Below are 15,983 nucleotides of genomic sequence, written 5' to 3'. Positions count from 1 at the left end.
CTACTGCATAATTCCTTAAATCGGGATCGATTTAAGGAATTATGCAGCAACTCAAAGTGCTACAGCGTCCTTAGCGCGTCTGAAAAGACGCGCGGCGCTGTAGTGTTCGCCTCGCCTGACAGGAGACGACGATGCTTGACCGGATAGCCGGTTTTTTCAGGCTGATCGGCCAGACGATCGGCCGTTGGGCCCGCCTGTTTTTTGCCTGGGCCTTCTGGCCCTTCCTCGCCGCGCATGGCTGGTATCAGCGCCGGAGTTGGTTGATCCGGTTGCCGATCATCGCGTTCGTCGCGCTCTTCGTCGTGCTCTACGGCTATTTCTTCTGGCAGACGCAGGTCTGGTCGAATTTCAACACCGCTTTCGTCGATCAGTACCGGCTTTCCGAACGCAAGGTTGCCGCCGGGCAGGAACTGCCGTCCGCCGAGGGCAGTGTGGCGGTCGCCGCCAAGACCTGCCAGCGCTCTGCCATCGTCGACGTCACAGCGGATCTTACCGATTTCAACGTCAATCAGAATGCATGGATCTCCTCCATGCTGCTCTACAAGATGGGCTTCTTCGGGATCGACTGGGATCACACGCCCTTCCTCGACAACAAGGCGTCGTTCCAGCGCGGCATCAACCAGGCAGTCCGGCGAACCTCGGCGGAACTCGTCGATACGCTCGGGCGCGTGCGTGGGACGTCGGGCATCAACAATGATCTGCAGAGCGCGCGCGGCAATCTGCAGTTCGACGAACATAGCTGGTATTTCGGGTTCAATCCTTTCGGGCCAAAGACTCCGACGCCCTCTTATTACCGCTCGGCAATCGGCAGCCTGCGCAAATTCAACACCGATCTTTCCGCCTGCAACGTCATTTTCGACGGTCGCGCCGACAATCTCATGCAGTTCATCGACCGTGTCGCCAACGATCTCGGCGGCACCTCAGATATGCTAGCCGAGCGCTCGGAGAACCATAATCGCGGCTGGTTCGATACGCGCGCCGACGACCGGTTCTGGTTCGCCTACGGTCAGCTCTACGCCTATTACGCCATTCTTGCCGCCGCACAGTCGGATTTCTCGCAGGTGGTGCAGGAGCGCAATCTCGGCGCAGTCTGGGGCGGCACGATGCGGCAGTTCCAGGCGGCGCTGCGCGTCCAGCCGGCGATCATCTCGAACGGGCGCGAGGATGGGTGGATCATGCCGAGCCATCTCGCCACCATGGGCTTCTACATCTTGAGGGTGCGCTCGAACCTGGTGGAAATCCGTTCGGTGCTCGATCGTTAGGCGGCCGGAAACTGAAAGGCGATAGGCACCGAGCATCCGAACGAATCCGCATCGGTGACGCCGATATGGGCGGACGACGTGCTGACTCTCGTTTGATCCTCAGTTGATCAGCTTCAATCGAATTGCTTTTGCTACCAATTGGGTGCGGTTGACGCAATCAAGTTTCTTGATCGCATTCGTCATGTAGGCATTCACCGTATGGTCCGACAGCGCCAGGATCTGGCCGATTTCGATTGAGGTCTTGCCCTGTGCGGTCCAGCGCACGACTTCGAGTTCACGCGCCGACAGCGCATTATGGGCGCTTTCCTCGTTGCGTCTGACGGTGTTATATGCGTCGAGGGCGTGGAGGATGATGATCGCCAGCTCGTTGACCTCGCTCTGGCCGAGTGCGGCGCGTTCGCCGCAAAACCAGAAGACCAGGCGGCGGCCGTCGACTGCAATGGTCGGCATGGCAACGCCCGCCGGTATCGCATGGTGCAGCATCAGGGCGCGCAGTTCGGCGGGAAAGGCCTGACCATTGACGGCATCGTTGAGGTGCCAGGCCAGCGGCACGGCCGATTCCCTCAGCCGCAAGCCGAAAGGGCAACCACGCATCATATTGGCGCGGTCGAAATCGCGGACATAGGCGGCGGGAAGCGAACTCTCGATCAACAGCGGCTTCAGCAGGAGGTCTTCCGGGGAGGGGGCGTGCATCAGCGTCGCATGAGACAATCCGAAGGCCGTAGCTACCCTGCCGAGCGCCTGGGCAAAAAGGCCACGCGTTCCTGCTACCGTAAGCTCCGCCGAAAGCAACGACTGTCTTTCAGAGATGGTCATGTAAGACATTTGTACGCCTCCGGCAGCCGCAATGTTAACGCTATCAAATACAAAAATGCCGGCGGATGCTAGTCCTTATCGCGCTTGCGCAGGCCGATTAACTCAAATTGTGAAGAAATAGTCACAATCCCGCGCGCGTCGGTTGAGCTGCCGCTTGTGCTAGTAGCGCTGTGGTATTTTTGACTTCTACTGATGCGGGACAGCTGTAGATATCTGCGACGCCGGACAGGTAGAGAATCATGCCGAAAGGCCTGGGCGGCGAGGGGCGCCGAAATCCGCCTTGCTGCCGATCAATGCAGTTGCTAAGTCTATTACCATGTATAGCCGGGACGGTTTAATCGTGCGCTTTGCGAATAGCTTTTGTCTGAAATATCTGTCTTTCCTGCCGTTACTTGCTTTTCTTCTTGTGATCTTGCCGGCTGCGGCCGCAACGTCGCAGGCCGCCGAGCAACAGAAGCAGGCTGTGCAGCCGCCCATGCGCTTCGTCATTGTGCGCAGTCTTCTTTGCCAGGAAAACTGTCCGGAATGGATATCGGCGGAGGGACAAATAACCTCCGATACGCCGGCTCGACTGAAGAAGATTCTCAAGGCGGCGAGCGGACGAAAACTGCCGGTCGTCTTCCGTTCGGAGGGCGGCGATGTCGATGCAGCCTATGCAATGGGCCGAATGATCCGCAAGGCCGGATTGGAAACGGCGGTCGGCGGCACGCGGCTGAAAGGTTGCCCAACTGCTGATCCGCGCTGCGACGCTGCTATCGCAAAGGACGGCAGCTCGATCGGTTACACCTATTCGGCCGGTGCATACTGCTTTTCCGCCTGTCCGCTGGCCTTTGCCGGTGGCACCTCGCGCGTCTCATCGCAATGGGCTTTGATCGGCGTTCACCAGATTACGACGATCTATAACAGGATGCGCATTTCCTACCGCATCGAATACAAGATCGTGAACGGCAAGAAGAAGGAAATCTCTCGCAAAGAGGTAGGACGCAAGGTGGCGGGGCAGACCAGTTCCACCAAGCTCGGAAAGAAGAGCAGCGCTGCCTTGACGGCCTATTTGAAGGAAATGGGCGTTGACGACGACGTGATTGATCAAATGATGAGCGCCACACCCGACAGCATCAAGATCGTACCGCCTGCGGAAGCACTGCGCATGAGGCTGATGACGGACATGCTGGCTTACAACGAATGGCCCGGCATGCCGCTTTGCGCGCCGGATGCACCGGCCGAGGCTGTCTGCCATGGCCATCCGCCAGCCCAGGCGCCCGCTGCGGCCCCCTCGGGCGGCTAACCCTTGTCCTTCAGGTCATTCTTCGACGTCACGCTCATCAGCTTCTCGAGGAAACCGAGCATGACGGCGGAGGCGACGAAGGCGAGGTGGGGTCAGCCACATGATCTTGCCGTCGGCATATTTGTCGGCGTTGAGGAAGACCTGCAGCAGGTGGATCGAGGAGATGGCGACGATCGAGGAGGCGACCTTGATCTTCAGGCTGCCGGAATCGAGCTTGCCGAGAAAGGAGACCTCGTTGTCGGCCTCGCCTGCTTCATCGAAGCGGCTTACGAAATTCTCGTAGCCCGAGATCATCACCATGACGATCAGGCTGGCGACGAGGGCTGCATCGATCAGTCCGAGCATGGCAAGAATCATCTCGGCCTCGTCGAGGTCGAAGACGCCGGAGGCGATCTTCAGGAACTTATAGCCGAAGGAAACGGCATAGACGGCGAGAGCCAGCACCAAACCGATATAGAAGACGACGAGGAGCCAACGGCTCGACAGGATGACGCGCTCGATGATGAGTTCCAGTGACTTCATATTTTCACCCTGTGAACGGCAATCGTTATGCGCGAGATAAACACCGAGCGTGGCAGCCGCAAGGCGCGGCGCTATTCACACCCTGCCGATATTTCGCTATCCCGATGAAGAGGAAATGTCGGCTCCGCTGCCGCGGAGCTCGGGAGGGGAGCATCCATGCCGTCAATCAAATCCGATATCGAAATCGCGCGTGCGGCGGCCAAGAAGCCGATCTTCGAGATCGGGGCGAAACTCGGCATACCGGTCGAGCAACTCGCGCCTTACGGTCACGACAAGGCCAAGGTCAGCGCCGAGTTCATCGCGGCGCAGGCGGGCAAGAAAGATGGCAAGCTGATCCTCGTCACGGCGATCAACCCGACGCCGGCAGGCGAGGGTAAGACGACCACGACCGTCGGGCTCGGCGACGGGCTGAACCGGATCGGCAAGAAGGCCATCATCTGCATACGCGAGGCTTCGCTCGGTCCCTGCTTCGGCGTCAAGGGCGGAGCGGCCGGCGGCGGTTATGCGCAGGTCGTGCCGATGGAGGACATCAATCTGCATTTCACCGGCGATTTCCATGCGATCACCTCGGCGCACAATCTGCTGGCGGCGATGATCGACAACCACATCTATTGGGGTAACGAAGAGAATATCGACATCCGCCGCATCGCCTGGCGGCGAGTCATGGACATGAACGACAGGGCGCTCAGGAGCATGGTCTCCTCGCTCGGCGGCGTCGCCAACGGCTTCCCGCGCCAAGGCGGGTTCGACATCACCGTCGCCTCCGAGGTGATGGCGATCCTCTGTCTCGCCACCGACCTGAAAGATCTGGAGCGGCGGCTCGGCGATATCATCATCGGCTATCGCTTCGACAGGACGCCGGTGCATGCGCGCGACCTAAAGGCCGACGGCGCAATGGCGGTGCTGCTCAAGGATGCGATGCAGCCGAACCTGGTGCAGACGCTGGAGAACAATCCCGCCTTCGTGCATGGTGGCCCTTTCGCCAATATTGCCCATGGCTGCAATTCGGTGACGGCGACGATGACGGCGCTGAAGCTTGCCGACTACGTCGTGACGGAAGCAGGTTTCGGGGCGGATCTCGGCGCCGAGAAATTCTTCGACATCAAATGCCGCAAGGCCGGGCTGAAGCCGGATGCGGCGGTCATCGTCGCCACCGTCAGGGCGCTGAAGATGAATGGCGGGGTGAAAAAAGAGGAGCTCGCCACGGAAGATGTCGCGGCGCTGAAGAAGGGCTGCGCCAATCTCGGCCGGCACGTCGCCAATGTGCGCCGTTTCGGCGTTCCCGTGGTCGTCGCGATCAACCATTTCGTCTCCGATACCGACGCAGAGATTGCGGCGGTGAAGGAATTTGTCTCCCGGCTCGGCGCCGAGGCGATACTCTGCCAGCACTGGGCGAAAGGTTCGGCTGGCATCGAGGAACTGGCACACAAGGTGGTGGAACTGGCCGAATCGGGCCAGGCGAAATTCCAGCCGCTCTATGGTGACGATATTTCGCTGTTCGAGAAGATCGAGATCATTGCCTCGAAGATCTATCATGCCGGCGAAGTGACGGCAGACAAGGCGGTGCGCGATCAGCTGCAGAGCTGGGAGGAGCAGGGCTACGGCAAGCTGCCGGTGTGTATGGCGAAGACGCAATATTCCTTCTCCACCGATCCAAACCTGCGCGGCGCGCCGGAAGGGCATATCGTCTCGGTGCGGGAGGTGCGGCTTTCGGCCGGCGCCGGCTTCGTCGTCGCCATTACCGGCGAGATCATGACGATGCCCGGCCTGCCGAAATCACCATCGGCGGAGCGGATTTTCCTGAACGACCAGGGCTATATAGAGGGGTTGTTCTGATCCGTGGAGGGCTCGTTCGGAGCTTGGCCCAATATGTGAAATAGCGTTCAGAAGCTCTTCGGCCATCGCTGAGATGTGTGCAGGATTGTCAGAATTTCGATTTCGTTTTTTGTCGCCCGATAAGCGACAATATAGGGGATATCGCTTAGCACCATCTCCCGTGTGCCCGCAACGCGGCCAGCTTTTCCCATCAATGGATGATCCGGCAGGCTTTCCACGATGGATCGGATACGGATGATCACCCTGCTCGCTGCGCCGGGATCGTGACGGGCGATGTACGCGCCGATATGATCAAGCCGGGCGAGCGCCCTGTGGGTCCATTTGATGCGCAGGCTCATTTTTTGGAAGGGTTGCTAGCATATTTGGACAGAACGGCGGCGACCTCCTCATCGGAGGCGAAGTCACCTTGATCGGCTTCGCGAACTGCGGCTTCGATTTCCGCAAGCTGCCACTCCTCGCGCTCGATGAATTCCTCGATCGCCATGGCCGCCACCTGGGCCGGCGAAAGCTTTCGCTTCTCGGCAAGGCGATCCAGACGGGAAACCGTTGAATCGTTTATCTGGAAGCTCAACAAGGTCATGATAGGCACTCCGCCGGTTCTTCATGCTGAAGTTTAGTGACTGGACGACCTGATTCAAGCGGAATCGCAGACGCTTGAATGATCAATGGCAGTAGCGATAGCCGCCCTTCCTTGCCATCACATCGAGATGGAAATGGGTCTCGTGAGCGGCGTCGCTTTCGGGGTCCAGCACGGTGGTGAAATAGATGCAGCCGGCGGCGCTGACGGTGCGCTGGAAGGCGCCGGTCAGCGTCGGGTCCTCCCGGCGGGAGCGGACGGCGACGTCTTCGCCTTTCTCGAAATGGAAGCTTGCAATATCGATGGCATTGCCGCGGGCATGCTCGGAGATCTTGCCGGTTTCAGCGCCGTTGCGCAGGCGGCACATATAGGACGTTGCCTGGTTGACGGTCGTGAGGCGCCCCTGTTCCGGCAGGGCGGCGGAGGCGGCCGGGATGACGCTATCTTTCAGCCAGCGGGCGAGAGCGAGTGCCGCCGGGCAGCGGATCGTCGCCTCCGGCTTGAGCGCAATGCCGGGCAGGACTTCGGAGACGATGATCGGTTTGTCGATGCCACAGCCGTTGCCGTTGTCGATGCGCGGCGTGTCCTTGAAGACGACGCCCAAGGCTCGGAGTTCGGCCGTGCATACTGCGTGTTCGGTGTCGCTTTCGGGTTCGATCGTCAGATGCTGCTCTTCGAGCGTCTGCTCGGCAGGCGGCTTGTTCTCCTCCGCCGGCGTCTGCGGGCTTTTAAGCCCGCCCGGCGGCAGCGGCGGGCCTTGCATCGGTTCTGCCGGCTCCGGCTTTGCCGGTTCCGACTTTCCTGGTTCGGTTTGGGGCGCCGATGGCTGGTCAGCCGCCGGTGTCTCCGGCTCCTTCACATCGGGCTTCGGCTGCGGCGCGGGCACATCCGCCGGCGCGGGTGGTTCAGTGTTGTCGGGAAGCGGAGTAGGACTGGTTGCAGCCCCGGTGTCGGGTCGAGGTTGGGGTAAGGGACCATGCGGGGGCAGGCGGGCGCCAGCAAGAAAGGCGGTAGCGGCGAGAAGGATCGCCAGTATCGAAAGTTTTCTCAACGCATCCGATTCCCTGGTGTCGATAGTGGAAGGGATAACGCATTATGGCGGGTTTCGTTGCAATTGCGCAACGTCCTGGAAGATCATTAAAACTTGAAAATGATCTTCAACATAAACTGGTCTATTATGTTGACAATGTTTCTCATGTTTTTTATGCGGCAAAAAGAAGGCGGATTTCTCCTCCGTCTTATCCGCAATAGCCCAGCCAGCCCATCGAGCGTTCGACGCGCCACGACCAGCCAGCCCGGTAATCATTTTTAGAGGGTAGGTTATGATCGTCCGGCATTGGCGCTCGGTTCTATTGGTCTGCACGGCAGTTGCAGCTGTTCTTCCTGTTTCGCAGTCTTTCGCGCAAAGCGCTCCGGTCACGACGCCGGAAGCCACGTCGGATGACAGCACCGTGCTGCAGAAGATCGTCGTCAAGGGCAAACGCGTGGCGCCGGGCAGGGTTGCCGATACGCCGCTCGCGACCGAGGTCACTGCCAAGCAGCTGGAAGAGAAGCAGGTCACCAATTTCGACGATATCGGCCGCAGCGTCGATGCGGGCGTGAACTATTCGCGCGCTGATGCGGGCTTCAACCTGCGCGGACTTTCCGGTGCTCGCATCCTGACCACGGTCGACGGTATTCCAATCCCTTATATTTCGAACAGCTCGCGTCAGGGTGCTTTTGCGCCTGCTAACGCCAATGGCGGCGGCGACACTTTCGATTTCGATTCGCTTTCTTCGCTCGATATCGTGCGCGGCGCGGATTCGAGCAAGGGCGGTTCGGGCATGCTCGGCGGCGCCATAGTGCTCAATACGCTGGAACCGGAGGATCTGATCCCTGAGGGCCGCGACTGGGGTGCGATCGTCAAGTCGACCTATGATAGCGAAGACAGGAGTTTTTCCGGCTCGGCTGCCGCTGCCAAGAAGATCGGCGGCACCTCGATCCTGTTTCAGGGCGGCTACCGCAAGGGCCATGAGCGGGCGAACATGGGCAACAATGACGTTTACGGTGCTCTTCGCACCGAGGCGAATCCTGCCGATTTCGATCAGAACAATCTGCTCTTCAAGCTGCGTCAGGAGCTGGAAGGCGGTCATCGCATCGGCTTGACGGCGGAACGCTTCCGCCGCGACCTGGAAACCGACCTGCGCCACCTTCAGGGAGGAACCAGCCCTCGCAATTTCATGATCGACAATTACGACGGTCGCGAACAGCGTGACCGCGATCGCGTATCGCTCGACTACGATTATGAAGCGCAGTCTTCCGACGCGTTCTTCAGCAGTGCGCGCGCCACGCTTTATTGGCAGGATTTGAAGAAGGAGGCGGGCAGCGGGGGCCGTACGACCGCCAATGTTGCCTATGGCCGCAACAACGAGGTCGAAAACGAAACCTGGGGCTTCAGCGGCACGGCGACGAAGGATTTCGAATATTCCGGCCTCAGCCACTCCGTTCGTGTTGGCCTCGATGTCGGCGTCTCCAGCTGGAGCCAATATAGCTGGGCTCTGTGCCCCACGTCGACGACTTGCCCGTCGCTGAACAATCAGGCGGAAGTGCCCAATGTGGACAGCCGGAACCTTGGGCTAGTTGTCGAAGACCAGATCGAAATCGGCAATACCGGCTTTGCGCTGACACCCGGCTTCCGCTTCGACTGGTTCAACTACGATCCCTCGACCGGCGGCGGCTTTTCCAACAATACCGGCCTTACTCGTTTCGGCGATCTTCGCGACCGAACGGAAGCCGCCCTGTCGCCGAAGATCCTTGCGACATATGACCTGACGCCTGATGTAAAGCTCTACATGCAATTGGCGGTCGGCTTCCGTGCGCCCACCGTCGACGAACTCTACAGCCGCTTCTACAACCCCACTGGCCGGTACGCCCAGCTCGGAAACCCTGATCTGGAGCCGGAGATCGGCCGCGGCATCGAAGTCGGCGCCAATTTTGACACGGGCGATGTTACCGGAAGGGTCGCGCTTTTCCACACACGCTACCAGAATTTTATCGAGACGGTGACGAGCGTCGACGCGACCGGCTTCACGGAGTTCAATTACACGAACGTGGCAGCGGCGACGATCTCGGGTATCGAAGCCAGCGCCGTCAAGACGTTCAACAACGGCATCAATCTGCATGCGTCGCTTGCCTATGCCTATGGCAGGAACGAGGAGACCACGCAGCGCCTGCGCTCGGTGGCGCCGTTCAAGGCGATCGTCGGCGGCGGCTGGAGCAATGAGACCTTCGGCTTCGACCTTTCCTCGACGCTTTCGGCCGGCATGCTGACCGACCACCTCAATACACCCGTCAGCAACACCGCCGACTCGACCTTCGATGCGCCCGGCTATGCGATTGTGGATCTGACCGGCTGGTGGACGCCGGAACAGCTGCCGGGCCTGCGCGTTCAAGCGGGTGTCTACAACATCTTCGACCAGGAGCACTATAACGCGCTCGCCGTGCGCGACGTCAATCTCAGCTCGGCGACGGCGTCGCAGCCGCGGGAGTGGTATTCCGAGCCGGGCCGCACATTCAAGGTCTCGCTCACCAAGACCTTTTGAGCCAGTTATGTCCTTCAAGGCTGGGGGAGGGGCGGCTTTCGGGCCGCCCTTTTCATTCGTGCGATCGCCTCTTGCGCGGCGGCTGATCTCAGGCTAACAATTTTCCATGATCAAGTCTTTGAACATTGCTGTTTGGTGGTGGGCTCGCTGAGGCGGCCTCGACCAATCGTGTCCAAAGACGACGACGAGTGAGCCGCCCGAAACTTCGAGGCGGCGTTTTTGTTTTATCGCCGCCTGTCGTCCGGGCCCGATAACGGAGTGGAACTATGGTAACGATCCTGCGGGATGATGGTGCGGAAATCTACGAGACCAAGGGCGGGATAACAGTCACGCGGCAGCGGCGGGCGATCCCCTACAGTGACGCGGTCTCTTCCTATGTCGACAAGCTCGATGAGCGTCGCGGCGCGGTGTTTTCGTCGAACTACGAATATCCGGGCCGCTATACGCGCTGGGATACCGCCGTCGTCGATCCGCCGCTCGGCATCTCTTCCTTCGGGCGTGACGTCTGGATCGAAGCCTACAACGAACGCGGCGAGGTGCTTCTTGGCTTCGTGACCGAGCGGCTGAAGGCGGTACCCGACCTCGTGCTCGGCGCTTCCTCCGCCCGCCGCCTCGACCTTTCCGTCAAGACGCCGGACCGGGTGTTTACCGAGGAGGAGCGCTCGAAGATGCCGACGGTCTTCACGGTGCTGCGTGCCGTCACCGACCTCTTCTATTCGCAGGCGGATGCGAGCCTCGGGCTCTACGGCGCCTTCGGCTACGACATCGCCTTCCAGTTCGACGCGATCGATCTGAAGCTGACGCGGCCCTCCGACCAGCGCGACATGGTGCTCTACCTGCCGGACGAGATCCTGGTCGTCGATAACTATGCCGCGAAAGCCTGGATCGACCGCTATGATTTCGAGAAAGGCGGCGTGACAACCGAGGGCAAGGCCGAGCAGATCGCGCCGGAGCCTTTCCAGCATACGGTTGCCATTCCGCCGAAGAGCGACCATCGGCCCGGCGAATATGCCGAACTCGTCACCAAGGCCAAGGAGAGTTTCCGCAAGGGCGATCTGTTCGAGGTCGTGCCGGGGCAAAAGTTCATGGAGCGCTGCGAAAGCAAGCCTTCCGACATTTCGAAGCGGCTGAAGGCGATCAATCCGTCGCCCTATTCCTTCTTCATCAATCTCGGCAATCAGGAATATCTGGTCGGTGCCTCGCCCGAGATGTTCGTGCGCGTCTCCGGCCGCCGCATCGAGACCTGCCCGATCTCTGGCACGATCAAGCGCGGCGACGATCCGATCGCCGACAGCGAGCAGATCCTGAAGCTTTTGAATTCGAAGAAGGACGAGTCCGAGCTGACCATGTGCTCGGACGTCGACCGCAACGACAAGAGCCGTGTGTGCGAACCGGGTTCCGTCAAGGTGATCGGCCGCCGGCAGATCGAGATGTATTCGCGCCTCATCCATACGGTCGACCATATCGAGGGGCGGCTACGCGACGACATGGACGCCTTTGACGGTTTCCTGAGCCACGCCTGGGCGGTGACCGTCACCGGCGCGCCAAAGCTCTGGGCGATGCGCTTCATCGAGAGCCATGAAAAGAGCCCACGTGCATGGTATGGCGGAGCGATCGGCATGGTCGGCTTCAATGGCGACATGAACACCGGCCTGACGCTGCGCACCGTGCGCATCAAGGACGGCATCGCCGAGGTGCGCGCCGGCGCGACGCTGCTCAACGATTCCATTCCCGAGGAAGAGGAAGCCGAAACCGAATTGAAGGCCTCTGCCATGCTTTCCGCCATCCGAGACGCCAAGACCGGCAATTCCGGCAAGATCCAGCGCGACGTCGCAAGCGTCGGCAAGGGCGTCAGCATCCTGCTCATCGACCATGAGGACAGCTTCGTCCACACGCTCGCCAATTATTTCCGCCAGACCGGGGCAACGGTTTCGACCGTGCGCACGCCGGTGCCGGAGGAGATTTTCGACCGGTTGAACCCGGATCTGGTCGTGCTGTCGCCCGGGCCCGGTACGCCGAAGGATTTCGACTGCAAAGCGACGATCAAGAAGGCGCGGGCGCGCAACCTGCCGATCTTCGGCGTCTGCCTCGGTTTGCAGGCGCTCGCCGAAGCCTATGGCGGGGAACTGCGTCATCTGGCGCTGCCGATGCACGGCAAGCCCTCGCGAATCCGCGTGCTGGAGCCGGGCATCGTCTTCTCCGGCCTTGCCAGGGAGGTGACGGTCGGCCGCTATCACTCGATCTTCGCCGATCCCTCGACGCTGCCGGCCGAGTTCATCATCACGGCAGAGAGCGAGGACGGCACGATCATGGGCATCGAGCATGCCAAGGAGCCAATCGCCGCGGTGCAGTTCCATCCGGAGTCGATCATGACGCTCGGCGGCGATGCCGGCATGCGGATGATCGAGAATGTCGTGGCGCATCTGGCGCGCAAGGTGAAGACCAAGGCTGCCTGACGGCCATTCTGTCCGCCCTTCCTGCCAGCGGGAAGGGCGGTTGACTTTATCGGGCAAATCAGAACATTTCCGGAACGATCAACCGGGAATTATCGCTGTGGCCAATGCCGAGAAGTTTATCGTGCTCCCTTACCGCAAGAACCGCGGCAATCTCGTGCCCGGCGAAATGCGCCAGGCATCGAATGCCGTCAGCGCGGAAAAGATCGCCTCGGCGATGGCCGAGCGTTTCGTCGGCGTCGCGGCCTATGCCGTGATCGTGGATGAGGAGACCGGCGACATTACCTCGCCGCGATTGCTTGCACGCCATGGCGAAATTGCCGACCTCAACGCCGCCTGAGGCGTGATTTTCTGATGGAAACCTCGCTCTACCTGCCGGTCAAAGCCTTCCTGGAGGCGGCCGGTTACGTGGTCAAGGGTGAGGTCGGCGGATGCGATCTCGTGGGTTTAAGCGACAGCGAGCCGCCGGTCGTGGTCGTGTGCGAACTCAAGCTCTCCTTCAATCTCGAACTGCTGCTTCAGGTGGTCGACCGGGCGTCGATGAGCGACGAAGTCTGGATCGCGGCCCGCGTCTCCGCCAAAGGCCGAGGGCGGGAGACCGACCGGCGCTACCGCGACCTCTGCCGGCGCCTCGGCATCGGCATGCTCGGCGTCTCCGATGGCGGTGAGGTCAGCATCATCGTCAGTTCGGTCTCGCCGATGCCACGCACCAATCCGAAGCGGCGCTCGCGCCTTGTCAGGGAGCACCAACGCCGCCGTGGCGATCCGGCCGTCGGCGGCGGTTCGCGCGCACCGATCATGACCGCCTATCGCCAGCAAGCGTTGCTCTGCGCCTCGGCTCTCGAGCAGGGGCTCCAGCGGCCGCGGGAGATGAAGGCGCTTGCGGCCAATGCCGGCTCAATCCTGCGCGACAACGTCTACGGATGGTTCGAGCGCATCGAAAAGGGCATCTACACCCTGACGCCGGCAGGCCAGGCCGCCCTCTTGCGCTGGCCGCAGCCTGTCGCCGATCCCGCTTCTGATCCCGTATAGTTTGCTGTAGCTGCGTTCTAGGCCGGGCGGTAACAGCTGTGAAGGATGCGTCATTCTCTTTGACAAATCCTTCATCATCGCCCATATCACCCTCAACTGGGCCGCCTGCGCGACATCGCGTGGGCGGTTTTGCGTTTCAATGGCTTAGACCCTGCAATTCATTCGCAACCGCAGGAGGACGTTATGAGCGACGACGGCAATCTTACGGTTCGGAAGCTGGCGATGTGGGGGATCCCGCTGTCGCTCGGCGTCATGGGGCTGAAGATGGCGGCCTGGTGGGTGACGGGCTCGGTGGCGCTGCTGTCGGACGGGCTCGAATCGACGGTCAACGTCGTCGCGGCCTTCCTCGCCTTCTTCGTCATCCGCTATGCGCAGAAGCCGGCCGATCACGACCATCCCTTCGGCCATCACAAGGCCGAGTATCTGTCTGCCGTCACGGAGGGCGTGCTGATCGTCGTCGCCGCCCTGCTGATCGTCAACGAGGCGATTGGCTATCTCTCCGAGCCGCGCATGCTCGACGCGCCGGTGCTCGGTCTGGCGATCAATCTGGCAGCCGGCCTTATCAACGCTGTCTGGGCGCGGCTGCTGATCCGGGCGGGCCGCAAACATCGCTCGGCGGCACTCGCCGCGGACGGGCAGCATATCATGTCCGATGTGGTCACTTCCGTCGGCGTGCTCGTCGGCCTGCTGCTGGCGCTGGCGACCGGCTATGCGATCTTCGACCCGGTGCTTGCCATCCTTGTTGCCGTCAACATTCTCTATCAGGGCTGGAAGGTGATCTCGCAATCGATCGGCGGGCTTATGGACCAGGCGGTCGAGCCGCAGGAGGAGGAGGCGATCAAGCAGGCGATCGCCACCCATGCGGCGGGCTCGATCGGCGTGCATGATCTGAAAACCAGGCGGGCGGGTACCGTTACTTTTATCGATTTTCACATGGTGGTGCCCGAGGGAATGTCCGTGCGGCAGGCGCATGATATATGCGACCGCCTTGAGGATGCCATTAGGAGAGTGCATGAGGGCGCCAAAATAGCCATTCATGTGGAGCCGGAGGGCGAAAAGGCCCATGGCATCCGCGTCAAAGTCGTCAAGGAGGCATGATGCCGAATACAGATGTTTCCAGCCTGTCGATGCTGGGCCAGCAGACCGAAACCGCGAAATCGCCGGAAGAGGCAGTGCTTGAAAAAGTACCGTCCAACCATGCAGGCACCGACTACGTGGTGCGCTTCACGGCGCCTGAGTTCACCTCGCTCTGCCCGATGACCGGTCAGCCGGATTTCGCCCATATCGTCATCGATTATATCCCGGGCGAATGGCTGGTGGAATCGAAGTCGCTGAAGCTGTTCCTGCATTCCTTCCGCAACCACGGCGCCTTCCACGAGGACTGCTCGATCTATATCGCCAAGCGCATCGTCGAGCTGCTCGATCCCAAGTGGCTGAGGATCGGTGCCTACTGGTATCCGCGCGGCGGCATCCCGATCGACGTCTTCTGGCAGACGGGCCAGCCGCCGGAAGGCGTGTGGCTACCGGAGCAGGGTGTTGCCACCTATCGTGGCCGTGGGTGAGCTGCGGTCGGGCAAAGCCCGAGCAATCGATCCAGTGAATCGATTGCAGCGACGAACGCCCTGAGCCCAAGCGAAGGGCCGGGCGAGGGTGCGGCAGCCGCTGTCCTTGTCTGACCGCTGGCCGTTAACGCTTCAGCGCTCGTTCTCAAACATCGGTGACATCATCCCCGGACGAGTCATCGCTGTAGTCGTCGCCATTGTCGTAATCCGCCTGCTGCAGATTGTCGTCGTCGTTGTTATTGCCGGCATTGTCGGATGCCTGGCTGGTGTCGTCATTGCCGAAATAATTGTTGATGACGGTTTCCTCAGTGGGCGCGCTGGCGTTGCCGAAAGGATTGGCGCCGAAGGGCGAGCCCCAGCCGAGCGAGGACATGTGGTTGCCGAAGATGCCGCTCAGCGAGTTGGCGAGCAGCATGCCGCCGGCAACGCCCGCTGCCGTGCCGAGCGCGCCGCGCAGGAAGCTGCCGCCGGCCGACGGCGCATAGGCCTGCTGGCTCCAGGGGCCGGTCGGCTGCTGCTGGCGAGCGCTGCTGTCATAACCGCGGGGTTCGTCATAGCCGCGGGAGGGCTGGCCCCAGGGACCGGGATTGGCAGGACTGGACGGAACCGGGGCGGGCTGCTGCGTCTGGGTGTTGCCGAAGATCGAGCTCAGGAAACCGCCGCCCTGTTCGGCCTGGCGGTGTTCACTGCTGGCGGCTTCCAGCTGGCGGACGTGTTCCTCGAGTTCCTTGATATGGTTGGCGGCCGCCTCCAGCCCTTTTTCCTGAACGATCACGGCCTGAGCCAGATAATAGGTGGCGGAGGGCTGTTGCCGCGTCGCCTGGTCGATCAGGGCCTCGGCCTCGCTGTCGCGCGGCGTGGCCGCAGCGGTGCGCACGCGGTCGAACAGGGCGGTCAGCAGTTGACGTTCTTCGGGTGACATGTCTTGTCTCCTGTTATTTCGTACGGCTCTGCCGCGTGAGGGGTGAGGTAGGAAGCGATTCAGGCTTTTCAAAGCCTTCCACCGTTACATTTCAGTAAGGCTTGCGGAACGGCGCGCGGCTTCTTAAGGATATCT

Annotated in this window: 13 protein-coding genes and 2 pseudogenes; 9 read left to right on the top strand and 6 right to left on the bottom strand. The window is 61.0% G+C overall.

Annotated features, from left to right (window positions below):
- Positions 1-131: 131 nt before the first annotated feature.
- Positions 132-1,262 carry a DUF2333 family protein gene (locus EFR00_RS20555; RefSeq protein ID WP_077989999.1) on the top strand — a complete coding sequence of 377 codons (1,131 nt, stop codon included), beginning with the start codon at positions 132-134 and terminating at the stop codon, positions 1,260-1,262.
- A 99-nt stretch (positions 1,263-1,361) separates the two neighbouring features.
- Here the strand turns inward: EFR00_RS20555 and EFR00_RS20550 are convergent, their stop codons facing one another.
- Positions 1,362-2,087, bottom strand: a complete 726-nt coding sequence (locus EFR00_RS20550) for a helix-turn-helix transcriptional regulator (RefSeq protein ID WP_077990000.1) — start codon at positions 2,085-2,087, stop codon at positions 1,362-1,364.
- A 331-nt stretch (positions 2,088-2,418) separates the two neighbouring features.
- On the opposite strand from EFR00_RS20550, the pseudogene EFR00_RS20545 reads away from it, so the two are divergent.
- Positions 2,419-3,348: pseudogene (locus EFR00_RS20545) on the top strand (COG3904 family protein); the annotation flags it as partial.
- A gap of 11 nt (positions 3,349-3,359) precedes the next feature.
- On the opposite strand, the pseudogene EFR00_RS20540 reads toward EFR00_RS20545, so the two are convergent.
- Positions 3,360-3,885 (bottom strand): annotated as a pseudogene (locus EFR00_RS20540) (TIGR00645 family protein).
- Between the two features lie 156 nt (positions 3,886-4,041).
- Between EFR00_RS20540 and EFR00_RS20535 the strand changes: the two are divergent.
- On the top strand, positions 4,042-5,721 hold the full coding sequence (locus EFR00_RS20535; protein WP_077990002.1) for a formate--tetrahydrofolate ligase: 1,680 nt from the start codon (positions 4,042-4,044) through the stop codon (positions 5,719-5,721).
- 47 nt (positions 5,722-5,768) lie between these two features.
- On the opposite strand, the gene EFR00_RS20530 is transcribed toward EFR00_RS20535, so the two are convergent.
- The 3 genes from EFR00_RS20530 to EFR00_RS20520 form a co-directional block, all read right to left on the bottom strand.
- Positions 5,769-6,059, bottom strand: coding sequence for a type II toxin-antitoxin system RelE/ParE family toxin (locus EFR00_RS20530; protein WP_077990003.1), 291 nt, complete (start codon positions 6,057-6,059; stop codon positions 5,769-5,771).
- On the bottom strand, positions 6,056-6,301 hold the full coding sequence (locus EFR00_RS20525) for a CopG family ribbon-helix-helix protein (protein WP_009984547.1): 246 nt from the start codon (positions 6,299-6,301) through the stop codon (positions 6,056-6,058). The genes EFR00_RS20530 and EFR00_RS20525 overlap by 4 nt, the downstream gene beginning before the upstream one ends.
- Positions 6,302-6,383: 82 nt before the next feature.
- A complete protein-coding gene (locus tag EFR00_RS20520; protein WP_342635100.1) occupies positions 6,384-7,385 on the bottom strand; it encodes an extensin-like domain-containing protein in 1,002 nt (333 codons plus the stop codon).
- Between the two features lie 265 nt (positions 7,386-7,650).
- On the opposite strand from EFR00_RS20520, the gene EFR00_RS20515 reads away from it, so the two are divergent.
- The 6 genes from EFR00_RS20515 to queF all read left to right on the top strand — a co-directional run bounded on the left by EFR00_RS20515 (position 7,651) and on the right by queF (position 14,926).
- On the top strand, positions 7,651-9,879 hold the full coding sequence (locus EFR00_RS20515) for a TonB-dependent hemoglobin/transferrin/lactoferrin family receptor (protein WP_245345074.1): 2,229 nt from the start codon (positions 7,651-7,653) through the stop codon (positions 9,877-9,879).
- 266 nt (positions 9,880-10,145) lie between these two features.
- On the top strand, positions 10,146-12,335 hold the full coding sequence (locus EFR00_RS20510; RefSeq protein ID WP_077990006.1) for an anthranilate synthase: 2,190 nt from the start codon (positions 10,146-10,148) through the stop codon (positions 12,333-12,335).
- A gap of 97 nt (positions 12,336-12,432) precedes the next feature.
- Entirely contained in the window at positions 12,433-12,672 is a 240-nt protein-coding gene (locus EFR00_RS20505; RefSeq protein WP_077990007.1) for a hypothetical protein, read from the top strand.
- 14 nt (positions 12,673-12,686) lie between these two features.
- Positions 12,687-13,364, top strand: coding sequence for a DUF2161 domain-containing phosphodiesterase (locus EFR00_RS20500; RefSeq protein ID WP_009992877.1), 678 nt, complete (start codon positions 12,687-12,689; stop codon positions 13,362-13,364).
- Between the two features lie 183 nt (positions 13,365-13,547).
- Positions 13,548-14,462, top strand: coding sequence for a CDF family cation efflux transporter EmfA (gene emfA / locus EFR00_RS20495; protein WP_077990008.1), 915 nt, complete (start codon positions 13,548-13,550; stop codon positions 14,460-14,462).
- The gene (gene queF / locus EFR00_RS20490) at positions 14,462-14,926 is read left to right on the top strand and encodes a preQ(1) synthase (protein WP_039621288.1); all 465 of its coding nucleotides are present in this window, start codon (positions 14,462-14,464) and stop codon (positions 14,924-14,926) included. The genes emfA and queF overlap by 1 nt, the downstream gene beginning before the upstream one ends.
- 145 nt (positions 14,927-15,071) lie before the next feature.
- On the opposite strand, the gene EFR00_RS20485 is transcribed toward queF, so the two are convergent.
- Positions 15,072-15,848 carry a DUF2076 domain-containing protein gene (locus EFR00_RS20485; RefSeq protein ID WP_077990009.1) on the bottom strand — a complete coding sequence of 259 codons (777 nt, stop codon included), beginning with the start codon at positions 15,846-15,848 and terminating at the stop codon, positions 15,072-15,074.
- Positions 15,849-15,983 lie beyond the last annotated feature (135 nt).

The organism is Rhizobium sophoriradicis (assembly GCF_003939025.1).
Lineage (GTDB): Bacteria > Pseudomonadota > Alphaproteobacteria > Rhizobiales > Rhizobiaceae > Rhizobium > Rhizobium sophoriradicis.
Note: the sequence above shows the minus strand (reverse complement) of the source record. Positions and strands in the feature narration are given on the sequence as shown.